The organism is Pseudoalteromonas sp. Ld19, assembly GCF_045064135.1.
GTDB classification, from domain to species: Bacteria; Pseudomonadota; Gammaproteobacteria; order Enterobacterales; family Alteromonadaceae; genus Pseudoalteromonas; species Pseudoalteromonas aliena.
Genome location: NZ_JBISHA010000011.1, coordinates 273,631 through 299,161, shown reverse-complemented (window position 1 = coordinate 299,161; position 25,531 = coordinate 273,631). Strand labels below are relative to the sequence as shown.

27 protein-coding genes are annotated in these 25,531 nt (G+C 37.9%); 6 read left to right on the top strand and 21 right to left on the bottom strand.

Annotated features, from left to right (window positions below; all coding sequences use genetic code 11):
* Nucleotide 1: 1 nt before the first annotated feature.
* The 8 genes from ACJJVZ_RS02745 to ACJJVZ_RS02710 all read right to left on the bottom strand — a co-directional run bounded on the left by ACJJVZ_RS02745 (nt 2) and on the right by ACJJVZ_RS02710 (nt 5,809).
* Entirely contained in the window at nt 2-430 is a 429-nt protein-coding gene (locus ACJJVZ_RS02745) for a nuclear transport factor 2 family protein (RefSeq protein WP_405597907.1), read from the bottom strand.
* Between the two features lies 1 nt (nt 431).
* The gene (phrB, locus tag ACJJVZ_RS02740) at nt 432-1,826 is read right to left on the bottom strand and encodes a deoxyribodipyrimidine photo-lyase (protein ID WP_405597904.1); all 1,395 of its coding nucleotides are present in this window, start codon (nt 1,824-1,826) and stop codon (nt 432-434) included.
* Nucleotides 1,826-2,779: a YbgA family protein gene (locus tag ACJJVZ_RS02735; RefSeq protein WP_405597902.1), complete on the bottom strand. Its 954-nt coding sequence runs from the start codon at nt 2,777-2,779 to the stop codon at nt 1,826-1,828. The genes phrB and ACJJVZ_RS02735 overlap by 1 nt, the downstream gene beginning before the upstream one ends.
* Nucleotides 2,780-2,787: 8 nt before the next feature.
* Entirely contained in the window at nt 2,788-3,468 is a 681-nt protein-coding gene (locus tag ACJJVZ_RS02730) for a ChrR family anti-sigma-E factor (RefSeq protein ID WP_405597900.1), read from the bottom strand.
* Nucleotides 3,461-4,084 carry a sigma-70 family RNA polymerase sigma factor gene (locus ACJJVZ_RS02725; protein WP_077535239.1) on the bottom strand — a complete coding sequence of 208 codons (624 nt, stop codon included), beginning with the start codon at nt 4,082-4,084 and terminating at the stop codon, nt 3,461-3,463. The genes ACJJVZ_RS02730 and ACJJVZ_RS02725 overlap by 8 nt, the downstream gene beginning before the upstream one ends.
* Before the next feature lie 69 nt (nt 4,085-4,153).
* Entirely contained in the window at nt 4,154-4,732 is a 579-nt protein-coding gene (locus ACJJVZ_RS02720; protein WP_405597898.1) for an LON peptidase substrate-binding domain-containing protein, read from the bottom strand.
* A 236-nt stretch (nt 4,733-4,968) separates the two neighbouring features.
* Nucleotides 4,969-5,241, bottom strand: a complete 273-nt coding sequence (locus ACJJVZ_RS02715) for a hypothetical protein (RefSeq protein ID WP_405597896.1) — start codon at nt 5,239-5,241, stop codon at nt 4,969-4,971.
* Between the two features lie 217 nt (nt 5,242-5,458).
* Nucleotides 5,459-5,809 carry a hypothetical protein gene (locus ACJJVZ_RS02710; RefSeq protein WP_405597894.1) on the bottom strand — a complete coding sequence of 117 codons (351 nt, stop codon included), beginning with the start codon at nt 5,807-5,809 and terminating at the stop codon, nt 5,459-5,461.
* 184 nt (nt 5,810-5,993) lie between these two features.
* On the opposite strand from ACJJVZ_RS02710, the gene ACJJVZ_RS02705 reads away from it, so the two are divergent.
* From ACJJVZ_RS02705 to ACJJVZ_RS02690, 4 genes are all read left to right on the top strand, one after another.
* Nucleotides 5,994-6,623 carry a hemolysin III family protein gene (locus ACJJVZ_RS02705; RefSeq protein ID WP_405597892.1) on the top strand — a complete coding sequence of 210 codons (630 nt, stop codon included), beginning with the start codon at nt 5,994-5,996 and terminating at the stop codon, nt 6,621-6,623.
* A 69-nt stretch (nt 6,624-6,692) separates the two neighbouring features.
* Nucleotides 6,693-7,157 (top strand): GNAT family N-acetyltransferase, encoded by a 465-nt coding sequence (locus tag ACJJVZ_RS02700; protein WP_405597890.1) that lies wholly within the window; start codon nt 6,693-6,695, stop codon nt 7,155-7,157.
* 313 nt (nt 7,158-7,470) lie between these two features.
* A complete protein-coding gene (locus ACJJVZ_RS02695; protein ID WP_193156665.1) occupies nt 7,471-8,379 on the top strand; it encodes an endonuclease/exonuclease/phosphatase family protein in 909 nt (302 codons plus the stop codon).
* A 365-nt stretch (nt 8,380-8,744) separates the two neighbouring features.
* The gene (locus tag ACJJVZ_RS02690; protein ID WP_193155119.1) at nt 8,745-9,551 is read left to right on the top strand and encodes a trypsin-like serine protease; all 807 of its coding nucleotides are present in this window, start codon (nt 8,745-8,747) and stop codon (nt 9,549-9,551) included.
* Nucleotides 9,552-10,105: 554 nt separating this feature from the next.
* On the opposite strand, the gene ACJJVZ_RS02685 is transcribed toward ACJJVZ_RS02690, so the two are convergent.
* Both ACJJVZ_RS02685 and ACJJVZ_RS02680 read right to left on the bottom strand, forming a co-directional pair.
* Nucleotides 10,106-10,411 carry an MGMT family protein gene (locus ACJJVZ_RS02685; protein ID WP_077535230.1) on the bottom strand — a complete coding sequence of 102 codons (306 nt, stop codon included), beginning with the start codon at nt 10,409-10,411 and terminating at the stop codon, nt 10,106-10,108.
* Complete coding sequence (locus ACJJVZ_RS02680) at nt 10,401-11,303, bottom strand: LysR family transcriptional regulator (RefSeq protein ID WP_193156662.1); 903 nt, start codon at nt 11,301-11,303, stop codon at nt 10,401-10,403. Before ACJJVZ_RS02680 ends, ACJJVZ_RS02685 begins: the two co-directional genes overlap by 11 nt.
* A gap of 122 nt (nt 11,304-11,425) precedes the next feature.
* On the opposite strand from ACJJVZ_RS02680, the gene ACJJVZ_RS02675 reads away from it, so the two are divergent.
* Together ACJJVZ_RS02675 and ACJJVZ_RS02670 are read left to right on the top strand one after the other, a co-directional pair.
* Nucleotides 11,426-12,508: an efflux RND transporter periplasmic adaptor subunit gene (locus ACJJVZ_RS02675; RefSeq protein ID WP_138586742.1), complete on the top strand. Its 1,083-nt coding sequence runs from the start codon at nt 11,426-11,428 to the stop codon at nt 12,506-12,508.
* A 2-nt stretch (nt 12,509-12,510) separates the two neighbouring features.
* Entirely contained in the window at nt 12,511-15,579 is a 3,069-nt protein-coding gene (locus ACJJVZ_RS02670; RefSeq protein ID WP_405597885.1) for an efflux RND transporter permease subunit, read from the top strand.
* Nucleotides 15,580-15,984: 405 nt separating this feature from the next.
* On the opposite strand, the gene ACJJVZ_RS02665 is transcribed toward ACJJVZ_RS02670, so the two are convergent.
* From ACJJVZ_RS02665 to ACJJVZ_RS02615, 11 genes are all read right to left on the bottom strand, one after another.
* Complete coding sequence (locus ACJJVZ_RS02665; protein WP_405597883.1) at nt 15,985-16,311, bottom strand: PBPRA1643 family SWIM/SEC-C metal-binding motif protein; 327 nt, start codon at nt 16,309-16,311, stop codon at nt 15,985-15,987.
* A gap of 123 nt (nt 16,312-16,434) precedes the next feature.
* Nucleotides 16,435-16,857: a hypothetical protein gene (locus ACJJVZ_RS02660; protein ID WP_405597881.1), complete on the bottom strand. Its 423-nt coding sequence runs from the start codon at nt 16,855-16,857 to the stop codon at nt 16,435-16,437.
* Nucleotides 16,858-17,196: 339 nt separating this feature from the next.
* Nucleotides 17,197-17,700 (bottom strand): hypothetical protein, encoded by a 504-nt coding sequence (locus tag ACJJVZ_RS02655; protein WP_193156657.1) that lies wholly within the window; start codon nt 17,698-17,700, stop codon nt 17,197-17,199.
* On the bottom strand, nt 17,697-18,251 hold the full coding sequence (locus tag ACJJVZ_RS02650) for a hypothetical protein (protein ID WP_405597879.1): 555 nt from the start codon (nt 18,249-18,251) through the stop codon (nt 17,697-17,699). The genes ACJJVZ_RS02655 and ACJJVZ_RS02650 overlap by 4 nt, the downstream gene beginning before the upstream one ends.
* Nucleotides 18,252-18,253: 2 nt before the next feature.
* Complete coding sequence (locus ACJJVZ_RS02645; RefSeq protein WP_193156655.1) at nt 18,254-18,766, bottom strand: hypothetical protein; 513 nt, start codon at nt 18,764-18,766, stop codon at nt 18,254-18,256.
* A 67-nt stretch (nt 18,767-18,833) separates the two neighbouring features.
* Nucleotides 18,834-19,412, bottom strand: a complete 579-nt coding sequence (locus ACJJVZ_RS02640) for a hypothetical protein (RefSeq protein ID WP_405597877.1) — start codon at nt 19,410-19,412, stop codon at nt 18,834-18,836.
* A 25-nt stretch (nt 19,413-19,437) separates the two neighbouring features.
* Entirely contained in the window at nt 19,438-20,016 is a 579-nt protein-coding gene (locus ACJJVZ_RS02635; RefSeq protein ID WP_405597876.1) for a hypothetical protein, read from the bottom strand.
* Between the two features lie 12 nt (nt 20,017-20,028).
* Complete coding sequence (locus ACJJVZ_RS02630; protein ID WP_405597874.1) at nt 20,029-20,529, bottom strand: hypothetical protein; 501 nt, start codon at nt 20,527-20,529, stop codon at nt 20,029-20,031.
* A 15-nt stretch (nt 20,530-20,544) separates the two neighbouring features.
* Complete coding sequence (locus ACJJVZ_RS02625) at nt 20,545-22,923, bottom strand: PKD domain-containing protein (protein ID WP_405597872.1); 2,379 nt, start codon at nt 22,921-22,923, stop codon at nt 20,545-20,547.
* A 30-nt stretch (nt 22,924-22,953) separates the two neighbouring features.
* Complete coding sequence (locus ACJJVZ_RS02620; RefSeq protein WP_405597870.1) at nt 22,954-23,505, bottom strand: hypothetical protein; 552 nt, start codon at nt 23,503-23,505, stop codon at nt 22,954-22,956.
* 72 nt (nt 23,506-23,577) lie between these two features.
* Entirely contained in the window at nt 23,578-25,527 is a 1,950-nt protein-coding gene (locus ACJJVZ_RS02615; RefSeq protein ID WP_405597868.1) for a hypothetical protein, read from the bottom strand.
* Between the last annotated feature and the right edge of the window lie 4 nt (nt 25,528-25,531).

Genomic DNA, 25,531 nt, shown 5'->3' with positions numbered 1-25,531 from the left:
ATTAGCCTGCCCTTTTATCTATTAACTTTATAACACTGCCGAGTAAGGGAATATGCTTGTACAACAGCTCACCCACATTAAAGTAATCTCTGTGCAAAATAATTTTGCCACCTTCAAAGATGAGTTTACTATGTCCTTCAACCGAGATGGTTTTACCAGAGGAAAGCTTTGGGTGTGCGTAGTACATAGTCCAGTAAATGAAAGCGTGATTATCACTGTGGAACGAATCACTAATATCAAACTGGCAATGCTTAACATTGCAATATAAATTAGCAAAATATTTACGTAATTCTACAATGCCATTTATTCGATGCATAGGGTCAATAAATTGTATGTTGTCGCAGTAAATATCATTTAATAAATCAAGATTGGTACTGTTAAGCTGTTGGTATATTGAAATAAACTTATCTACTGGTAACTGGTTATCCATATCACACCTTAAATGCGCTAAGCGCACGCTCTCGTGCTGCTTTATGATCAACTATTAATGGCCAGTAACACTCCTTATCTTTACCCGTTGCGGCTAGGTAAGTATGTGGGAAATGAATGTGTTTATCTGGCACGTTTTCAAGCTCTGGCAAATACTTACGAATAAACTTGCCCGTTGGATCAAAGCGCTCACTTTGTCTGATTGGATTAAAAACCCTAAAGTAAGGCTGTGCATCGCATCCTGTACTTGCTGCCCACTGCCACCCACCATTATTTGAGGCTAAATCGCCATCAATTAGGTGCTGCATAAAAAAACGCTCGCCTTCACGCCAATCTATTAATAAGTGCTTAGTTAAAAAGCTTGCAACCACCATCCGTAAACGATTATGCATCCAACCAGTTTGTTTTAGTTGCAACATAGCGGCATCAACTAATGGGTAACCTGTACGTCCTTCGCACCACGCTGTAAACTCGCTTTCACTTTTGCGCCACACAACTGCATTGTACTTTTCGTTAAAGTTGTCGCCACGGGAAAGCTTGGGAAATTCAGCAATGAGATGTCTGTAAAATTCACGCCAAATGAGCTCATTTATCCACGTAAAGGTTTTACTTTTTGATGTGGTTAGTATGTCTGGGTAACGCTGCTGAATATTGATCAATAATTGCTTAGTGCTCACTATACCCAACGCTAAATAAGGGCTTAACCCTGAAGTGCCTTTTATACTTGGTATGTCACGCTGATCATCATAACTGGTGAGTTTGTCGCAGATAAAGTTATCAACCACAGTTGCTAGTGTTTCATCGTCAACTGGCCACTTTTCAGAGCTGCCATCACTTTTTAATAAGCCACTTTCATCAAACTCAACGGGCTCAGAACTTAAAGGCCACAGCGGTAAACTAAAATGTGTATCTTGGTATTGTTTTAACCATGCTCGTTTAAACGGAGTAAATACTTTATACATTTCGTTACTTTGGTTTTTAACCGAACCAACGGGCGCTATTAAATCGCCTTCATACAAAGTAAATGTAATACAGAGCTCGTCGCATTTATCTAAAATCGCCTTATCACGATTTACTTCGTTAAGCTCATACTCTGCATTAGCAATTATGTGTTTTACATCATTCGCTTTACAAAAATCAATAAGCTCACGCTCACAATCAGAAAAGCTTGGTGCTTCTATAATGTGTAAAGTAATACCATAATCTGCAAGCTGAGATTGAAGATAAGAAACCCTTCGTTTTAGCAAGTCAATCTGAATAGGCGCGGCTTGATGTTGTTGCCACTGTTTTTCAGACACAAAAAAAATGGCGTGTTTAGCGCCATTATTGAGCGCTTGAATTAACGCTTCGTTAGAAAAAAGGCGCAAGTCGCGCCTAAACCAAAATAGTGTATCCATTAAATACCAAATCGTAGTTTTAAGTCATGAGGGTAAGGGTTAAAAAACACCTGTTTTTCAAGGTATTCATTTGGATGAACCTTCAAGTGATGTTTTAACAAGGTAAGTGGAACGTATAGAGGCACCAAACCTTCGCGATATTCGTCGATTGCATCACGAAGTTCTTGTTTTTCTACTTTCGATAACTCTTTTTTAAAGTAACCTTGTAAATGCATCAACGTGTTGCAATTGTTTCTGCGAGAAGCTGGTTTTTTAAGGCCGGTCATTAAACCTAAAATATACTCATCGGCAAGTGCGTTAATGTCGTCGCCGACGTAAGTTCCCAATAAGTTACCTAAATCACGGTAAGCTTGATAATTATGAGCCATTAACAAATACTTATACTGAGAATGAAATTGGGTAAGCTTATGAACCGTAAGCGGCTCTTGGACTAACTGTTGCCAATTTTTAAATACGTAAATTCTCATTACAAAATTTTCACGTAAATGCATGTCGTTTAAGCGACCGTTTTCTTCACATGGCAATAACGGATTATGCTTCATTATCTGCTCAGCGAAAAAACCGATGCCTTCAGAGGTATTCCCTGTTCCTGCTTCGTTATATATTTTAATGCGTTCCATGCCGCAGCTTGGGCTTTTAGCACAAAATACAAATCCGCTTAATTGTTTGGCTTGTTCAGTTGCAATTTTTTTACCATATTCGGTGAGTTGCTGACCAACCTCACCAGACCCATCAGGACGGCATACTTTAATGGTATCGCCCACTCTCACTTGACGAATGGTTGGACGAGGGATCGGTAAACCTACCGCAACTTCAGGACAAAACCGCGTGTATTCAACGTGTTTTCCTAGCTCGTCCATACAAAAATTTGATTTTTTATGACCCGTATCAAATCTAACTTTTTCGCCTGCTAAGCAGGCGCTTATACCTATTTTTATTGTATCTGTTAGCATAGATTCTCTTAATAAATCAAGTTACCAATTGGATTAAGTAACTTACTGAAGCCCTTATTAAAATGTAGTGCACTACTGACAACTGTAAAGCACAAACACCCATCTTTTGTTAAAGGGGTATGTTGGTGACTACCATCTTGCCATATAAAATCACCTGGAACGTAGCTATCTTCTTCATCGCTAAATTCACCATCTAATAATAATGTGACCTCAAATCCTGTGTGTGTGTGCTCTGGTATTTCGCCACCCGCATCAATATGCAGCAAACTAGAACGTAGAGCTCCATCGTCAAGCGCAACACGAGATCGAGCTAATTTACCTACTTGCGTAAATTTGCTATGAGAAATACGTGTTAAAGCACGTGGCAGTTGGTATTTGTGCTCATTGACTTTAATAGACACAGGTGCAACTTCGTAGACTTCATCAATCGAATTGTCAGATGTGATCATGTCTAGTAGGTTTAATTCAAATTCTTCAAATGACTCAGATTGCTCGGTATGAGATTTCTCAAATTGAGTTGGCTGTTCACTAAATAGCTCATTTGCATTACTTGCTTCAATTTTAGCAACTTTTGCTTGACATACAGGGCACATATCAACGTGTATAGACACAGCTAGGCTCAAAGAAGCGCTTAACGATGCTGAGCAATACTCTGTAAGTAAAGTTTCACTCGGGTGATGTTTAATCATGCTTATCTCCCATTTCATTACGTAATTTCTGCAAGGCTAAACGTAATCGTGATTTTACCGTGCCTACTGGAATATTAAGTTGCTGAGCTAATTGCTCTTGCGACATGTCTTGAAAATAAACCCCTCTGACTACCTCTCTTTGTGCGATTGGTAGTTTATCAAGGTAGCGTTTAATTTGTTGATCTTCTAAGTGATCACTGTATTCATGGTTTGTATCTTCAGAATCATTTAACAGCGGCCAAATATCTTCGCTTATATTTTCTTCTTTATTACTCTTCATTTTACGAAGCATATCAAACGAGGCGTTGCGCATAACGGTGTAAACCCACGTAGTGGCAGCCCCTTTCTCACTGTTGTACAAATGCGCTTTGCGCCAAACAGATGTTAGTGTTTCTTGCACAAGTTCCATGGCTTGCGCTTCAACACCAAATTGCTTTATCCCAAAGCGTTTAATTTTTGGCGAAAAATACTCGAATAAATAAGCGAATGCTTTCTTATCACGATTTTGTGCAACCGCTATTAATGCTTGCATCAGTTCAGAACTAGGCGTTTCTGGCATGGCAGTATACTTACCTGTATTAGGTTCACAACGTAGTGTTTGTTGTTGACTTACCATAATAATTTACCCCGTTATTGCTTTTGTGTAATGTAATACGGGCAATAATTAGTTAAGGATCATAAAAATTTAGGCAAATTCGTTATTAATTACAGTATGGAGGAAACGGAGTAAGTTATCAAAGTTTGTCTCAAACGCAAGTTGCTGTTTTTTCTCAATAGATATAGGTAACAGTTCAAGCCAGCGGGCGGCAATCCAAGGCAACTTATTGAAGTGTGTTTGCTTATACAAAGTGTTTAATTCTGGGCTACTCAAAAATACACTTTTTAGCGCATCATGTAAGCGGTCGTTCTCACCAATTTCGTTGTTAGAATCTTTGTACCAATAAGGCGTGTTACATTGTGAAACCAGACCATGGCGTAGTTCGTCCTCGTCTTGGTAAACATCGTCTATTTGCACGCTTTGTGATGCAAATACATCAATTAAAAGCACGTCGTTATCGTCTTGATCAAAGTCAATAATATCAACTAGGCAGCCTTGTGCGCTGATATTAAATGGTGTGTCATGCTCAAACGTGCAAAGCACAAACCCTGTATTATTTTTTAACGCGGTTTTAACCATATTTAAATAGCGAGGTTCAAATATGCGTAGTCGCGTGTAGCCTTCTGGTAAAATAAAAATCGGTAATGGAAAAATCGCACGTTTCATAAAAATCTACTTATTTCAAACACTCTTCCTCTATTTACGTGCGCTTTTGCTAAGTCGATCAGCTTTAAATGATTCGAATTAATTACCTGCCATATAATTAGTTAAATATTAAACCAACCACCCATAAATTTAAATATTTGAACCGAGTAATAAGCGCTGATCATGCTTACTACTGGTGCTAACATTAGTGCAAATAATCCAAGTTCGCTGCTCATCGTTTTAATCCTTTAGATGGTTTATTTGACGTTTTTAACACTAGCGTCAGTATTTTCAGACACTGTATTATTCGTTAAAGTAGGCGCTTCTAATAACCCATCTAAAATAGTTTTAGCATCAAAATAAAGCGCTTCTTTTACAGATTTTTCAAGCTCAAATGTAGTTTGATTAACGTAGCTAGCTACACTTTGAGACACTATGCTAGCTACATCTAGGTCAACTTCTGTTGCGTGTATTTGCGAAGAACCTAATACTAATAAACTAGCCATAGCGATTTTAATTGAATGTTTCATAATGGTATTCCTTGTTTGTGTATTGTTTGGACATAGTTATACAATCAAGGGATATGCCAACATCAAAATAAAATATAACCAATTGTAATTAAATAACTTTTAGTAAAATCACTTAATTACAACCATTCACCTCTCGTTAATTTAGCCACATATTTTAATTTTTTGACTATTTTTTAGTTAAATTTCACATCTATTATTTGAGTTCCAATTAAGGAGCTTATTTTTTAACGGGCAGCACTTTTTTACCTAAACGATATGCATCGACAATACTCAAGACCCAAACCACAATCATTAACGGTAAATACTTATATTCTGCGAATTTGGCGCATGCATCTGACGGTTCATGTGCAGCATTTAAAATAGCCGTCACCGACATGGGAATTTTACCCGAAACAATTTCATTTGCAGTGCACTGAGCAATCGCAAATATATCCTGAAGAGTTAAAATTAACAGTACAGAAAATACCCCCGCAAAAATGGCGCCTATTAAGTGTTTTTTTAAAGAAAAATGCCCAGCCCCAGGATAAACAACAGCAGTAAGTAAAGCTGCTTTTAAATCTGTTTTCATGTTTATTTCAACTCATCATTTAGATTATAGTAGAGGTAAGCATAGTGAATTAATTTTCTTTAAAATCAAGTGAAAGCTAAATCGTTTATTAAATAAGGCGCTTCAGTATGACTCAAAACTTAGATTGAAAATTTCAGCGTACACTTGTACACTAAAATCCATTCCAACAGTGGTAGGATCTGTTATGTCGCTAGAAGCGCCCTATTCTCGTAAAGAAGAACAACTCAATGTTATTAGTCATGCGCTAGGTATTATTTTTGCCGTATTTGTTATCTGGGACTTATTTAGCCAAGCCACCAGCACTAAAGCATATGTTAGTACTGCAATTTATGGCAGCAGCCTATTTGTGCTGTTTTTGTCATCCACTTTGTACCACGCCAGTATCCAACCAGGCTTAAGAGACTTTTATAAAAAGTGCGATCACTGCGCTATTTATTTACTTATCGCGGGTACTTACACTCCCTTCTTATTACTCTCATTAGACGGCATGTGGTCGTGGGCTACGCTTACATTTATTTGGACAGTAGCACTTGCAGGCGTTGCTTATAAAATACTTGTAAAAAACGGTAATAAAAAAATATCACTCGCCACCTATTTGCTGATGGGCTGGTTTGCACTGGCCATTGTATACCCACTTTATTCGCGTGTTGATGCAAACGCACTTTACTGGTTACTCACCGGTGGTATTTTTTACAGCGTTGGTACTTTATTTTACAGTGCTAAAAGCACCCAATTTAGCCACGCAATTTGGCATTTATTCGTTATAGCTGGTTGTGTTTGTCACTATATCTCGATTAGTAATTATGTATATTAGGCTATGTGTAATTTCTAAAAATGTAACTTACAGCGATATACTTATTTTTCGCTAAATAAAGTGGTACATATGCTGATTATTAGAAAGTTTCAAAATGGTGATGAGCTAACATTAAGAGAAATCTTTTTTAACACAATCAGGAACGTGAACATTAAAGACTACTCAGAGGGACAAGTTCAAGCATGGGCTCCTGATGATTATGACCAGCCTGAATGGTATAAACGGATCAGCGCTATTGATCCTTTTGTAGCTATTTTAAATGGTGAAATCGTAGGTTATGCCGATGTTCAAGATGATGGTTATATCGATCACTTTTTTTGCCATTGCAAACATCAAGGCAAAGGTATTGGTAAAGCACTAATACAAACAATAACCTCTACTGGACGTAAAGAAAGCATGGATCGGCTATATTGCCACGCAAGTATTACCGCTAAACCATTTTTTGAATATTTCGGCTTTAAAGAAGTTAAAAAACAGCAAGTAAAAATTCGTGGTCAAGTACTTACTAATTACGTGCTGGAAAAGTGGCTATGAGTTATGCTAACTCCCCAATAGCTCACTGAATTTTTTTCAAAGCGCCGTCATTGCGAGATATTTCAAGCGCCCTACTTCTACCTATTATGATCCCTGCATTTATACCAACCTACATAGATCTTTGTGCAATTTAACGAATTAAATAAGCCCACATATAAGCAAGATTGCTATTAACTTTTTAATAACCATTTAAGCTTTCACACATTTTATTTTCTTAATCATATTGTTGTCATAACAACGCTATACGTTAATAGCTTATTTTGTTGATCTTTGTATTAATTGACTCCCAATATAACCAAAGTTAAGGATAAAAATGATAAAGCAATATAAATTATTCTCGATACTAATCGTGTTATTAATTCCTTTTTATGGCTTAGCAAATCAAATAGCCTGTGAGATTCAAAAAAAAGAATTTACACTTATAAATTGGAATGCATGGGAAATGGGACAGAAAAATAATTATCCATTTTTACAAGTTAGGGAGCAGTTGCTTTCTTATAAGCCTGATATTATTGCTTTACAAGAAGTTAAGCGCTGTGGTTCTGGATTTTATAACCTATTACGTCCTAATATTGATTTTGATATACAAAAGATGTGGTGTGCAGAAAATAAGGCATACCCCGGGCGTGGAGAAGGCTCTGCTGGTAGCTATGGAATTGGATTAGCCAGCAAATTCAAAACACTCTCTGATAAAATAATTAGAGAGATACACGGCCGTACTGTTTTAGGGGCAAAGTACTTAATTAATGACAAGCCTGTATGGATTTGGTCTGCACACACCGCATTTGTAACAAGCCCCACTGATACAACAAGACTCAGTGATTTTGAAACAATTGCAGAGCTTATTAATCACCATGTTTCTGACTCGGCTCCTGTTATATTGGCCGGTGATTTTAATGCTGATAGAGATAATCCATGGGGGAATAACGATCCAGAGCGCGGCGAAATGCAGGTTTTTTTTGACCAAGGCTTTATTGATTTATGGCGAGAGAAATATCCAAACATCGATAATAAACCGGGTCATACATACTACGATAAAAGCCGGATTGATTATATATTGGTCCGAGATTTGCCGCTGGATTGGCATGTTAAGGAATTAAAAGTACTAGATAATATTTGGTGTGATATTGGAATGGATAATCAAGGGAAAGCGATAGGCTGCGCCACTAACGCACAAGTAGATCATAGCCCCATTTTGATTAGAATAGCGACGGAAAAATAATAGGTATCAAGATGTGTATAGGCCTTGTATCGATGCTCATAGAAGTTAGAATGAAGCTGCTTCTAAATCGTTAATTTAAACAGGGCAATCACTGTATTGCCTTGTTCACAATAGTAAAAAGCTACAAAGCATGGTGTATTCAGAATGGGTAGCCTTTGGCCCTAAAATTTAAAGTGGATGCCTTTGCTGTTCTTGGCAACAATTTAAATAACATACGTATCAAAAGCTTGGCTGAAGTTACGAGCGGCCGAGTTTGGCACTCTGGCGAAGTTCGGCTTGAAGCGAATTGCAGACGGTCTAATCAGTTGTTTTCTACTAGCTTACAAGGTAGCTTGTAAAGCATTCATAAAAAACATGGGCGCACTATGAAAACTTGTTTTTTCATTTTTCTGTTTGTCTTTTCTATTAGTTGTCTCGCTGTTGTGAAAAGGCATGATATTCCCCCTGAGAATTATGTGTTGAAAGAAGCTCCTGACTTCTTAGTAGATATGCCCCATGAGGGACATGGCGCTTTAATCAACCCGAGTTGGGTTGTAACTGTCGCACATACCATTTTTTATAATTATATTGGTAAAAGTTTAAGGATTGGATCAAATACATATCAAATTAAAAAAGTGTACATACATCCTGAATTTGAAAAGCCTAGCGAAATTTTGTTGAAAGGAAATTTAGCGCCTTTAATGAGCTTTTTTAAAGCAAGAAGTGATATTGCATTAATTAAATTATCTTCACCTGTGAACGATGTATTACCGATTGCTCTTTACACAAATATAAAAGAACAAGGCAAAACAGTTACAGTTTTTGGTAAAGGTGCTACAGGTAATGGGCTTATTGGCGAAGAGTCTGATACTAAATCTTTGAAACAGCTGAATCACTTCCAAAATATTATTGAAAATGCAGAAACTAATTGGCTGACATTCAAGTTCGATAAGCCAACTAATGGATTACCTCTAGAGGGGATGCACGGTTCAGGTGATAGTGGTGGAGCCTCTGTCATTTATCAAGGTGGTAAGCCCTTTCTTGTAGGGCTTTCAAGTTGGCAACTGGCGCATGGCGATATTTCTGACTTTAAGGGTGGGTTATATGGTACAACTGCATATCAAGTGAGAATCTCCAATTATAGTGAATGGATTAAGGATGTCATAGCTGACGAACTAAAAACTGTCAATTAGCGTCTGTTTCGGGACTGTAATGAAGTTCAACTTAGAGCGATAACCGGTACATTGAGGTTGGCTAAACAGAATAATAAAGACATCCATCCTAAATTTTGCCTCTCAAAACGCCAATTAAAACACCATTAAACCCTCACTTATATTTCTGATTAAATTAAAGTAACCGATTGAATCCAAATAGAAACTCAGCTATGGTTTATTAATATTAATAAAAAGCGAGCTAATCTACGGCTCGTGATATTTACCCGAGGTTTTGTGCAATTATTTAGCATCACTCGCATCAATACAGATTTTGGTATTTTCCGTATTTCTGGACAATGGAGTATTCAAAAACCTACTGTAAATAGCATTACCCTTAATTCAATTGAAATAATGGGCACTGATGGTTGGGTTTTGTTAAATAAAACAAGTAAAAGTAATACCCAGATAATTAGTTACTTGTTGCCACTTTTGTTGTCTCATTTATTATTAAAAAATAATACAGTATAAATATAAACAAGAGTTTAAGGTTTTCAGCGTTTACTCACAGCACTTATCCGCCGATAAAAATCATATTACTCCCACCGGCACTCACGCATATTCACTTTGTCGTTTTTAAACAATACACCTTCTGATAATAGCTTTTCTCGCTGCTCTTGGTATTTTTCGCTGCCCGCTGGGAACGCTATTTTGCCTTGGCTATTAACTACGCGATGCCAAGGGATAATAGAGTCGCTTGGCATCATTTTTAATAAGCGCCCCACTAACCGTGAATTTTGAGGGTATCCCGCAAGGCTTGCTATTTGTCCATAGCTTGCTACTTTCCCCATTGGTATACCTGCGATAACAGTATAAATAAGTGTTTCTTTATCAATAGCCATTGTTGCTAGAATACTCCTTACTTAATTTCTTAAATTGCTCCCAAATAGTGCGTGCTACAGGGCCGTGATGAATAGCATGCTGCCTAAAGGCTCTAATTTGCGCACTAAATTGATGCTCTCTGTCGGTTATTTTTATTTCTTGCAGTAATCCCGCTTCTATTTCAGGCGCGCAATGCTCTAGGCTCATCATTGCCCAACCAGCTCCTGAGAGTAAAAATGACTTTAAGCTTGATACGTCATCAATTTTCATCATAGCAGCGCCCTTTGAGTAGGATAATCTTTCACTGTCTATACTTAAATCACTTTCAAACATAGCTAAACACGGATAGGTTTGTAACTCGCTATAACTAAGTGCTGAAGGGATGACCCCTTTGGCACTTACAATACCGATGTCGAGCTTGCCTATCGGTAAGCTTTCTAAATCACCTGTCGCATGAAATAAATCAAACCAAGGGCCAATCCCTAGCTCGGCTTGACCACTATTGACATGCTCTAATGAAATAAAGCGTTTACCACTTGTTAAGCTAAATTCTGTGCTTGTGAATAATCTAAAAGTATTGCTTATGATCTCATTGTAACTTTGCATATGACAAAGCTGTTCGTAACAAATTCTAAACTGGGGTTCGTTCCCTAATGCTAATTCTTTAGCGAGTTGCGCTAATTCATCATTTGCATGAAGAAGCTGTTGTGCTTCACGGTGAAAAACACGCCCTTTTTCAGTAAGCTGTAATCTGTATTTGCTTCTATCTAGTAATTCAAAGCCAATTTTTGCTTCTAAATTTTTAATCGCTAAAGTAAGCGCTGGCTGTGTTTTATGTAGTTTTAATGCCGCACCACTTAAACTTGCGCTTTGCACTATGGCATCTAAAATTATTAATTGATTCAGCTTCATATACCACTTTGCAACATCATAAATAAAACTTATTAAGTTTCTAAGATTTAATGATTTTTATTTTATATGTTTGCAGCGTATGCTGCACTCAATTATTTTGCCATCATTGCAACGGAGAAAACATGAAACTCTTTCGTCTATGTTTTTTAACAACTATATTACTTAGCTTAATAGCTTGCTCTGAACCAGAAAAGCAAGTTAAAGAAGACCCTATTCGTCCTGTTAAATTGTTCAACATAGGCCATGATTCACAAATAAATATTCGCAGTTTTCCCGCTGAAGTAGTTGCTAATCAGGGCTCATATCTTGCGTTTAGGGTAAATGGTGAGCTTGTTAAATTTCCGGTACTTGCCGGCGAGCATGTTGAAAAAGGGGATTTATTAGCAAAACTTGACCCAGAAGATTTTCAACTGCAGTACGACGAACGTAAAGCACGGTTTGAGCTGGCAAAATCACAACTTGGTCGAATTGAGCAACTATTTGAGAAAAAAATAACGAGCCAATCAGAATTAGATCAAGCCACTGCTAATATGCAAATTGCTGAATCAGCATTTAAAATTGCACAAACAAATCTTGAATATAGTGAGCTTAGAGCGCCATTTAGCGGCACAGTTGCTAAAGTGTTTGTGAAAAACTTTGAGAACATTCAAGCAAAACAAAATATATTGCGCTTAGAAACACGTGACTTAATGGATGTAGAAATTCAGGTTCCTGAGAAAATAGTCGCACGTTTCAAAAAAGGAACTAACTATCAGCCTACCGTTAAATTTGATGGCTACGACGATAAAGAGTACACACTGACAATTAAAGAATGGGATACTCAGGCAAATCCTGCAACGCTTACCTATAAAGTTGTCTTTTCACTGCCAGTGCCTAAAGATTTTAACTTACTCGCGGGGATGACTGGTCGCGTTTTAATAGATTTAAGTAAAGTAACGCGCTCGCAGGTGGCTTACACTATTTTACCTATCGAATCAGTTTTTTCTGAACCGCAAGAATCCACAAAAGACAATGCCTATGTATGGCTTTTTGACTCAGCAACTGGTGAAGTACACAAACAAGCGGTTAAAATTGGCCAACTTCACCGCGATGGTATTGAAGTACTCAGCGGTATTGAGGAAGGTCAAATTGTTGTTTCAGCGGGTGTGCATTCGTTAAAAGAAGGTATGAAAGTACGCGCATGGAACAAAGAGCGAGGCTTATAAATATGAGCTTTGCACAACTCTCCATAGAGAAAAAAGTCATCAGCTGGATGTTTACCTTACTGCTATTAATTGGCGGTAGTGTCTCGTATTTTGATTTAGGGCAATTAGAAGACCCAGAATTCACACTTAAAAAGGCTATGGTGATTACCATGTACCCGGGTGCTTCGCCGCAACAGGTTGAAGAAGAAGTCACCTTTCCTATCGAAAATGCAATTCAACAGTTACCCTATGTTGACTACGTTACGTCTATCTCTTCAAATGGTAAGTCGCAAATTTCGGTAGAAATGAAAAGTACGTACCGTAAAGAGCAACTTCGCCAAATTTGGGACGAAATGCGACGTAAAATTAACGATCTTTCGCCTTCTCTGCCAAGTGGTGTTTACCCTAGTACTATTTTGGACGATTTTGCCGATGTTTACGGTGTTATGTACTCGGTAACGGGTGATGGTTATTCGTATGATGAACTTAAAGATTACGTAGATTACTTAAAACGCGAACTCGTCCTTGTTAAAGGGGTGAGTAAAGTAACAATAGCTGGCGAGCAACAAGCCCAAGTGCTCGTAGAAATATCTACCCGAAAGCTAGCTCAACTAGGGATTGCGCCTAGTCATATTTTTCAATTACTGCAGTCGCAAAATACGGTATCAAATGCAGGAAAAATTCGCGTCGGCGATGAATCCATCCGCTTGCACCCCACTGGTGAATTTAAGGATGTAAAAGAACTCGAAACCCTTCTTATTTCAAAACCAGGTGCAAGCGAACTTATCTATTTAGGTGATGTGGCCAAGGTTTATAGGGAATACGCTGAAGTACCAAACAATGTTATTCGCTTTAACGACAACCAAGCACTTTTAATTGGCGTATCGTTTACATCTGGCGTAAATGTAGTAGATATTGGCAAAAATATAGATAAACATTTAGCATCGCTTGAGTACCAACGTCCTCATGGAATTGACATAAGCTCAGTATATAACCAGCCAAAAGAAGTGGAAAAATCGGTTGATGGGTTTATTGTTAGCCTGTTAGAAGCAATTGCGATTGTTATTGTTGTATTACTATTATTTATGGGCTTAAAAAGCGGTATTTTGATTGGTGGTATTTTACTGCTTACTGTATTGGGTACCTTCATCTTTATGAAATTGTTTGCTATCGACTTGCAACGCATATCGCTGGGCGCACTCATTATTGCCCTTGGGATGTTGGTTGATAACGCGATAGTGGTAACCGAAGGCATTTTAATAAACCTTAAGCGCGGGCAAACTAAACTAAAGGCTGCCGTTAATATAGTCGAACAAACAAAGTGGCCATTACTGGGAGCAACCGTTATTGCAGTTACGGCTTTTGCCCCCATAGGTTTAAGCTCTGATGCCAGTGGTGAATTTGCTGGTAGCTTATTTTGGGTGTTATTTATTTCTCTCTTATTGAGCTGGATAACAGCCATTACGCTTACACCATTTTTTGCCAACTTAATGTTTAAAGAAACTGAGTTTAAAAATGAGGAAGGCCAAGAAGAAGACGATCCGTACAAAGGATTTATTTTTAATGGCTATAAAGCTATTTTAGATGGTGCAATGCACTTTAGAAAAACCACACTTATTTTAATGGTTATTTTATTGTGTTCTGCTGTGGTTGGTTTTGGATCTGTTAAACAATCGTTTTTCCCTGCTTCTAACACCCCAATGTTTTACGTTGATTACTGGCAAGATCAAGGTTCTGACATTCGCTCAACCTTAGAAGGTATTAAGCAACTTGAAGCATATTTACAAAGTAATGAATTAGTAGAAGAAATTACAAGTACTACAGGTCAAGGCGCGCCGCGCTTTATGCTTACCTACGCACCTGAAAAGTCATACCCCGCATACGGGCAATTGATTATTCGCGTAAAAGATAGAGAAGCCGTTGCAACAGTAATGCAAAAAGTACGAGATTATTCAGTAAATCATGCGCTCTCTGCTCAGCTAAAAATTAAACCTATGGAAATAGGCCCATCTACTGATGCTAAAATAGAGGCGCGTTTCTCTGGTCCTGATCCCGTTGTTTTAAGACAGCTCGCTGCAAAAGCGCAAGAGCTGATTGGTAACGATGATGGTGCCTATAATATTCGTGATGACTGGCGTGCACGTACCAAAATGATTCGCCCACAATTTAATGAACAAAAAGCACGTCGCTTAGGGATCAGCAAATCAGATCTTGATAATGTATTACTTACCAGTCTTTCGGGTAAGCAAGTAGGTGTATACCGTGATGGTACGCAGCTGTTGCCTATTATTGCACGCTCCCCAGCTAACGAGCGTTTAAACGTAGAAAGCGTGCATGATTTACAAATATATAGCCCTGTTCTGGGTGTATTCGTGCCTGTAACTCAAGTTGTTGATGAGTTTATTGTGCAGTGGGAAGATAGCCTAATAATGCGCCGTGATCGTAAACGAACCATTACCGTAATGGCAGATAATAATGTATTAGGCGACGAAACACCCGCTAAGCTATTTGCTCGTATTCGCGGCCCTATAGAAAACATGGTATTACCACGCGGTTATGAGTTGGAATGGGGCGGCGAGTTTGAATCATCGAGTAAAGCTCAAAAAGCAATTTTTGGCTCATTACCACTTGGTTACTTAGCGATGTTTGCAGTGACTGTTTTGCTGTTTAATTCAGTTAAGCAACCTTTGGTTATATGGGCAACGGTGCCATTAGCTATTATTGGTGTCAGCGCGGGCTTACTCATTATGAATACAGCGTTTAGCTTTATGGGGTTACTTGGCTTATTAAGTTTAAGTGGTATGTTAATTAAAAACGGCATTGTGTTGGTCGATCAAATAAACTTGGAGCTACGAGAAGGTAAATCACCCTATGAGGCTGTATTTGACTCAGGCGTGAGCCGTGTAAGGCCGGTAGCAATGGCTGCAATCACGACAATTTTGGGGATGATACCTCTGCTGTTTGATGTGTTTTTCCAATCAATGGCAGTGACCATTATGTTTGGTTTAGGCTTTGCCACCATTCTTACCTTAATTGTGGTTCCAGTACTTTATACCGTTATCTTTGGAATAGATTACGAACCACGAAAGTAGTTGAGTTTATAACTAAGCGAGCATAAAAAATGCCACTGATTAAAACTCAGTGGCATTTTTAATACTATAAAAATAAGAAAGGCTATTTATAAAAATCGTATTAAACTAAGCACAACACTTTTTATACTTTTTCACTACCGCATAAACATGGTGCGTTACGTTCTAGGGCCTGTTTATCTTTCGAGGTTAAATTTGCAGCAGACTGTTTGGTATTTAGACAAGGCAGAGCCTATGGTGTGTGGTTATTCCCCATAAATAGGCGATAACACAGCATAAATGCCAAACATGCGCTGCCCGAAGGGTTCTACCTAGGGGCAATTAACTCTTTGTTGCTCGGTTTTTACTTATTCTTACAGGGATGTAAGCCATTAGAGTAACGCAGGAGCAGTTACCGAGCCCACTAGGTTACAAACCTCGCGCCGCGATTAAATCGCCCCTAGATTGAACAAGTTTTAATCCTGAAAGGTCAACAGACCCTAATACTTTATCAAATACTTGTGGTGTTGACTTGCTAAGCGCAAAGTCAAGTTCCCGAATATCTTCTGGTACTTCTGCTTTAATTTCAATTAAAGCAAGCAGCGAATGCTCTTCTAATATGGCTTCTATTTCTGATTGTCGTTCAACTGAGTTTACAATTAACGTGAGCGGGTATAACTCTGTGCCTGGCTTTGCTGTACGTTTAGGCGCAAACCCATTACTGTTGTTTTTGCCCATTATGTCGGGCTTACCCATAATATAACTAAGCCTAAGCCTGTATAAACAATAGCTTTAGTAAAAAGGCTTAACTAACCTGAACTCTGGATAATAAATCTATCACTGCTATTGATTCCTGAAGTTTAATTCACCAAATTACTATTAAAACTTGTTTGTGATATATAATCTGACGTCAATTTTTTCAATGTTAGTAAAGTACATACGAGACAAGTTCCCTTGCTTCTCCATTCTTATTTTAACAGTATCACACCCTTGCGGTATGGCTTGGCGTTCGCTGCGAATTTGAGGCTTAACTATGTAGCTAGCGCGTTCGTATCGTACGCCATACGAAAGGTCACTCGCTAACGCTATATCATTGCAATATACAATAACCTTCATTGCAAAGTTTGAAGAATACCACGCCGAATTTATACCCCCAGTAAGCTCAATGTCTATTTCATTTAACCCGAATGTTCCATATATCGGGAATTCCACTTCATAAGCTACTTCTGCGTATTTATCGACCCCATTATCTTGTCTATAAAATTGTGTTATTACTTGCATATCGGATTTATTAATATGCATAGCTTCACCAATAAAATAGGTCGGTAGAGCCAAAGTATTATTTGCAATCAAGCAAGCGCACAACATTAAAAAATATTTCATGGGTTGTTCCTTACGATACCATTTTGATAAAATATTAATCTGTTTTACGAACTAAAAAACCCACTCGCCTTGTTAAAGTTCACTTAAACATGGCAACCACATAATGTGATTTATACTTTATTGTTGAGTTATTTCTCTGTCGTGGTAACTGATTATTTAGCGTGTATATTAGAACCGGTTAATCTTTAAGGACTAAAATTTGACCTTGAAAGATATAAAGCCATACTGAAAAGGCACTAAATAAGTGCCTTGCAGTGATTAAAATAACTTTTCTATTATTTGAACATTAAATTCAAGATTTGTGACACGGGTATAAAATTGACGACTTAAATGTCCTTCTTTATCTATTCGAACAGTCAGTGCTTGGCAATTTCCACCCGTATTTAGCGTATTAGCAAAACTTGGCTTAGCTAAGTAAGAAATATTTTGGTATCTATCACCATAATCAAGATCTTCACCAATAAATATTGGTTGATCTATATATGGTGAATCACAGGTAGCAGACAAACTCACCGCCATGTTGCCTGCAAACCACCTTGTTTCCACTTTTCCACCAATGCGGTACGTTAAGTCCTGAGCATAATCACCGTCTACATTAACTTTTGCTTGGTAAGCTATAACCGCTTCGCTACCAGCATAGGGTACTTTTATTGGCAAGAAATCACTAAATTGCAGTTCATATATCGCTCCCCCAACATCAACAGGTTGTGCAATAGCAGCAGAGCAAAAAAATAAGCTAGATATTAAAAGTAGTGCCTTCATTTTATAAGCTCATGGTTTTCGTTACTCAAACCAGAAGTACTGTTCAACAAGTTAATTCGGCCTTGGATAATAGCGGCATTATCACCATGCATAGTTTGAATAGTAAGCTTAACTTCATTGCAACTTAACGAGATAGTTTTTACTAACGATTTATTAAATGACAAGCGGCTGCTTAATGAGCTAATTTCTTCATTTGTGAATTCGCTATTATTTTTTCTTTCTTGATATAACAGCTCATCATCACAATAAAGCGCTACATCGACTTCGTGCAAAAATTCATTGTGTAGAATATCTTTATACGAACCCGTACACATATTCTCTTGCCACTGAGTGCAAACCGGTTGCATTTGTGACATTAACTCACCATTACCCTGCACATCTAATTTAAGGTCTACCACTGCAGCACTTTCAAACTGTTTTGGGTACAATACTAGCTCATATCGATTATTTTGTTGTTCCATATCGACATTAGAAAATACTTGGCCAATTTCTGAGGCAAAACTCATTGAATTTGCGGTGAGTAAGCCTACACCTATGATAATTTTAAACATTTTTATATCTCTCCTTGAGTTATATCAAGAGCTTGGACTGAAATAGACAATGAAATACTTTGAATTCGCGTATAAAACTGACGACTCAAAGACCCTTCCTTAAATAATTCAACCTTTAGCTGCTCACATCCGTCAAGGTTATGTCTCAATTCAGTAATAGCAGGCTTTGCAGGAATAGATTGACCTGCTTTTCGCTGACCATATACTTTGCTCATACCTATTGGGATACCATTACAACTGAGCTTAGTTGTCATAGCAAAATTAGAAGCAAACCATCTAGCAGATATTTCACCATTTGCATTAAAAATAAGTGAAGACTTAGTGCCCGTAATATCTATTAATGCTTCATAGCCAGTTACAACATCCCTATTTGCCCAAGATACAACAACAGGTCTAAAATCCGTCTCATTTAAAATAACCATTTTTTGGTCAACATTGAGCGAATTCGTTTGCTCTTCGGCATAACTACTGCCAGCACCTGTAATTAAGGCGATAGCTATCAGTAAATTTTTCATTCTACATCCTTATTGTTTATTAAATGTGCTTCACTTAGCTGTAAAATGAAGCACTGAACCCACTAATTTATAACTCTTCAGAAATAGAAAGGCTCAAATCTAGGGTGCGAGGCTGAGTTGCCGTAGCAGTGAAATCAAACTTCATTGACAATGTATTGCAACTTCCGTTTGTTACTACTGATTGCGAGATATAAAATTTATCCCCCGAGTCAGAGGCGCTAAACGTTCCACAAGATACTGTTAAATTCATATGTCTGTCTGTTCGACCTGCAATATCAAAAAATATTGGCTGGCCAAAATCATTATAAACAGGCAGTGATATTTCAAACCCCGTATATTTGCGTACTACGAGTGGCTCCAACCCTGGACAAGTGTAAACAACCGTCGTAAAAATGGGCGTGAAATTCTCTTTATTCAATATATAGCGTTCCCCACCTATATAAATAGGATCAGGTGTTTGCATTTGGCTAATATATTGCAACGGGTCTAAAATTGGATCTTTAATATATGCGCAATCCACTGGAGGCCTTGGTGGTTTTGGGGGACCAATAATTACCGTTTTCATTTCCCCATCAACTTTTGCAAACACTGCACTACTTAAAGTAAGAGATATGACGACTCCAATCAGGAAGCTCTGTATTTTCATTTTTAAGTCTCCATTGAGTCTGAAATTAAAGTTGTTCCGATATTGTTACTGTTAAATCTATAGTGGCAGGTGCCGAATTACTTGGAAACGTAAATTTCAATTTCATATTTTTACAGCTCTGCGCTGTATTTTGTTGTTTAGAAATAACAAATTTATTCCCTGAATCACTAGCATTAAAAGTACCGCACGAAGCGGCTAAGTTCATTGATTTATTTGAGCGGCCATTTATATCAAAGAAAAGCTCTTGACCATAATCTCCATCTACAGGAAAAGTAACTTCATAACCAACCAAAGTGTTGATAATTATAGGTTTATCTACAAGGCAAGGTCTATAGATCACTCTTGTGGAATAAACTGGATTGAAATCTGACTTATTTAAAGTATATCTGGCACCCCCAACATATATTGGAACACTCAAGTTCATAGGTTTGGCAGCTGCAAGCATTTGCTCCTCTGAAACAAACTCTTCTAAGCGCGGGTATTCTTCGCAGAATCTATCTCTAAAGTCACAACATCGTACAAGAGGAGATTCATCAAAGGCCATTACTTCTGATGAAAGCATACTCAATGCACAAAAAATTAGCATTACTATTTGTTTTTTCATATTTTTATTCCTTTAAATTAAGTTTAAATAAATGATTAAATTAACGTTAAAAGCATCTATTGTTGCTTCATTGTCCAAGGCTGAAGAGCCCATTTTATTTACTTTCAGTTTTAACTTTTTACATTGCCCATCTGTTTGTAGTCGCTTATAAATAGAAAAACGCGCTGGTGTTAGTTTACCTCTGCGATTTAATATCAAATCTGCATCATAACCAACGTCAATACCCGAACAGGAAACATCCATTTCAACTTTTAATGGCTGCCCACCAATTGAGCCAGCGGCACCACCACTAATATCAAAAATCAATTCAGGGTAACCCCCTAGATATTCATCATATTCATCGAGTAAAACATCTATTTCGGCTTCATAACCCGTCACGCTTCCATTAACGAAGATTGGCTCGAAATCACCATCTGTATAGCTATATTGGGTGCCGCCTACATAAATTGGTTCTACCGCACTGGCTCCAAAAGTAAGTAACATCAATAGCATTAAAGATTTAACTAACTTCATTTTTTAATTTCCTTTTTATTGGTTGCAAATGGTTATAATATTCATAGCCCCTAGAACTGGTGCATAATAGATGGTCACTCTCGAGCCTGGTGCGGTGATTTCTAAGCCCTCATCGACCATTAGTTCAAACGTTGCTGTTGAAGGGAGTGCAATTATTTTATTCGTATCAACAGTATGGCTAAATGTTTGATCAAATGTAGGAACGAATTTTGTTGCCTCAGGAAAAGTATCAACCATATTAAAGCGCAAATTAACATTCTTAGATCCACTGTACTCAGCACAAGTCCATAGGTAAGTATCAACGTCCTGCTTGACCGGTACAAATGAATCCCCCATATCAATAATAAAATCTTGTTGAGAAATGGCCGCAGTGACATATTTAGACTCAGCTAAGCGTTCATCCTCTGTTGTTACCGTAATTAAGCTGCCTTCATCAATATTTACTTCAACATCGAAAACACCCTGCTTATCAGTACTATATTTTTTTCCATTAATATTGAATGCCGCATTTTCGACACCATTTAAAGTGGTATCTACAATACGTCCTTTCACTGTTCCGATAAGAGTGTTTGACTGTTGAGTCACTTCAACGGTTACTTTTTTACTCGCGGTATTATTCGCTGCATCTTTAATCATCAACTCTGCGATATAAATACCGCCTATATCAGGAGTAAACTCAACTATTTGTGCACTACTATCAACTATACTAATTGATGAATTAACAGGTTTTTGTAATGACCACGAATATGTAAGCGCCGTACCCTCTGGATCATAACTTTGAGTGGCATCGATAGTCACAGTGTCACCTAACGCAATGGTGCGGTTATTCTCGCCTTTTAGTACAATGACTGGTGCAAGATCATCTTTAACGCTAATTGCTATGGTTTTAGGATCTGAGAACTGAACGCCATCATTAGTGCGCAATGAGACAACGTACTTCCCTGTGCTTGAAGAAGTAAAATGAGCTTTACCACCCGCTTCGGTATAAATTTCATCATTACTAGGTTGTTCAATGATTTTCCATTCGTAGCTTAACGTTGCACCTTCAGGGTCGTAGCTTTTTGATCCATCTAAGAGTATTTTATTGCCTAAATATGCTTCATCAGATGTTAATATTTTTGCAATAGGCTTTTTGTTAACCCTAGCATCGAGTACTTGAGTATTGGATGCTGTTTGTAACTGACCATCAGAAACGGTAACAGCAATGATATACTCCCCAATAACATCCGGTGTAAGCGTTGCATTTGCTGTTGTTGGTGATTCAATTTCACGATTACTATTGGCAGGTTTTCCTAGTAACTTCCAAACAAAGCTAAGATCGGCTCCCTCTGGATCAAAGCATGAGTCACATACCAATGAAATTGGAGTCTCTAGAGTAATCGAAGTATCAGAGCCTAACTTAGCGATAGGGGCTTGATTACTTGTTCCAACTTCAACTTGATAAGTAGCATCGCTGTAATCACCTTGAGAGTCGGTCAACCGTAGGGCTATTTTATAACTTCCATTTACAGATGCTGAAAAGCTAGTGCTAGCGCCCGTTTGCGAACTCAGTGTTGCGTCACTATTTGCTGGTGAAGAAAGCACGGACCAGCTATATGAAAGTTGTTCATAGCGATCAGGGTCATAACTTTTACTTGTGTCAATTTGGAGTATTTCATTAGGGCGAATAAGCGTTTTTTCGCTTGTTAAAATAGCAACGGGTGATGAGTTTTTAGCTAAATCATCACTTGTAATCACAACCGTATCTTTTGCGACCTGATTTGAACTATTTTCAATAGTAAGTTCGGCTGTATATTTACCTATAGCATCCGCTACAAAGTTTGTTTTCACGCGTTGGTTACTAAATATAGTTGCAGTACTGCCAGCTGGTTTTTCAGTGATATTCCAACTATAAGCTGTAATCAAGCCATCTAGGGTGCGGCTATCAGCCCCATTGAGATTAATTACTTGACCCTTTTTTACAGTAAAATTAGTACCGGCACGAGCCGTTAAGTCCGCACTACCAACTAGCTTTAAAGGTAACTCAGCTAAAGGGCTAAATAATTTGCCATCGCTTACTTTTAAGCGAAGTATATACTCTCCTTCATCTTGTAGAGTAATAATGATTTCTTCACTATCGTTTTTATCCAGAGGTATAGATACTTGATCATTCTTGCGGATTAATTCCCAATTATATTCCAAAGCATCACCATCAGAATCATAACTTTTTGATGCGTTAAATGTCGTAGCAGAGCCTAAATTTAAATTTGATGTTTTTGGCATAATTTGCGCAACAGGGGTTGCATTAGTTTTTGCTGTACCAACACTTTTCGGTTGTTCATCACTACCTGAGCCTCCACCACATGCTGACATTAAAATACATGTTGATGCTGCTATGCTATTTTTCCATTTCATACTCTATTCCTTGATTATTTTATTATTAGACTAATTATATGCCGCATTTCTTATCGCTTCATTCAGAAGCATTGCTTGCTCACCAAGCTCTTTGGCTTGCTCTAAGAGTAAGTCTCGTTGGTAGGTCAATTCAGTATCAGAGCTCGGGCTCGTACTTTTGTTAGCTGCAACACGTTTATTACGTTCAGAAACATGGGCTTCGTAAACTTCAACATTATCACGTTGCGTTTTTACAGCGCTGCGGTAAGTCGTAACATCATCTTCTAGCTGAGGAAACTCTGAAATTATAAAACTATAATATTCATCTTCTTGGCTAAGCGGGGTTTCGAGACTTTCTTGGACAATCTCTTGTATATCAACTGATCCTGACACTTTTTCAGTACTCAATTTATTCTTTATTTTTAATTCATCTGTGTGAGGCGGATCAGCTAAAGTGGAGGTTTCCTTGTGCGAATCATCATTAATTGATTGAGCTATGTCCTCGTTTTGCGACACATGATTGCTCTGATTGTAATTAACTATCCCCAAATAACTTGCTAAAGATATAATAATCACGATTACAGTAATCAAACTTGTTTTCATAACTAAATCCTATATATAAAATAAATTATCTTGAGAAAATGGGGAGTCACCTCCCCATTTTATACTTATAAACTAATTACACTGTGTTTCATCTATACACACTTTAGCTCTAATCAATGCACTTCCTTCTTGCACATTCCATGTATTTTTCTCAAATCGTTTCCAAATTTTTCCGTATTGAGTTGAAACATGAGAAGTAGTGCCTTGTGCTTTAGAACCACCAATTTTATCGAGTGTTCGTAAAACAATGTTACCGAATTGGCAATAAACGTTCATCGGGCATATTTTCGTTAAACCACTGCCTAACGTAGCGCCAACATCACTCTCACCGGCATCAGTCACAGCAGGCTCAACAACATCAATATCGTAAGACTCTGCGTAAACTGATAAAAACATTTGCCACATATCGTTGTACATTTGTACTTCAATATTTTGTGCAATTTCTGCAGCAACAGTTGGATCATTTGATTGAGGTTTTAGATCGAGCTTACAATCCATACCTAAGTTTTCACGGGCAGACTCACGAATGTTATCCCAGCTATTTGTTTTAGTTCTAAACCAACTCCAACCTTTAGATTTACCACTATTTCTCCAGTAACTGTTCATACGATCAACGTCAATTGAACACTCGCCTTTAATAGGGCCTGGGTACGCGTAATAGTTATAAGCAAGTCCCAAGTTTGCAGTTAAAACAACTCGGTTTGGTTGAGGTTCGTATAGTTTTCGAATTACTTTCCAAGACACGGTTACGTTGTTATCAGTGCCTGAATAATGCTCCTCGACTTCCTGAGTATATTCACCACAACGTGCATCTTTAGTAACAAAAAAGTCGATTCCGCCTGCCGCAAATGAATTTTTATCCATTGCGTCAAAGTGGATTGTATCGCCACGGTTTTCCCGCTCAAATGGCATTGACCAATCACTCACTATATTATTGTTTAACAAAGTATCAGCAGGAAAACTCCACACGTTTTTAGAAAAAACACTTTGACCTTCAACATCAACGTTTGGATTATTACGGGTGACGCCAGAATTTAAACGCACATTAAATACATCCAGTTGTTTCACGCTATAATTACCGTGTCCTGCATTATAAAGCGCATTAGCAAGTAGGTTTCGCTCTTGGTCCCACAGGTTATAACCGGCACTTGCTAAACCAGTGATTTTAACCCCTTCAGTTTTAACTAACTTATCTTCTAGCTCAAAAGCACTTTTAGAAATAATTGTTTGTGCAGCCAATATTTGAGCATGGAAAGCAACATTGTCACTAACTACATCTATTTTCTCTTTATAAGCGTCATACAGGCCTTTCGCTACATAATAGTCCGAGCGGATTGCATTTCGCTGTCCTTCAATTGAAGTGATCTTTACAGCTAAAGCATCCTTAAGCGGCTGGTATTTATTCATAACACCAACAATACAAGAGTACATTCTGTTAGAGTCACCGCCACTTGTTACAATACAATTGGTTGTTTCGTCCGATTGCGCGCGATCTAATTTATCACGCTCTTCGAGTAGTAATGCATACTCGGTTTCAACACCAGTCCATTGTGTTTTTAGTCTGTAGTAGTTATCAATCACACCATCATTTTCTAATGCCGCGTCATTAATTATTTTACGCGCTTTTTTGATTTCGTTTAAACCATCAATATTTGCTCGTGGAATACCGTATGTAAGTTGATACCAGTTACTTACAAAATCATTATTTAGGTAAGCTTGTTCTTGTAATACTGGAGTTGCAAGTTGCCTATATGCTTGAGACTTAATATTAATATAATCAGCACATTGTGGGCCTGCAGCACCGAGCTCTGCGTAAGTACCGCGAATTTGCTTTACTGACGCGGGCCCAACATGCAATGTATTTGCGTTTTCATGATCGACAATAACATCACCAACTCCTGCCGGGGTTTGAACACCGATTGCATCGAGAGGATTTCCCTTTCGTGAATCAGGCAAAGCATGTGCAGCAGTACTTTGCAGCAATGCAGTAACAACAGTCGCTGTTATTAATTTTCCATACATTTTT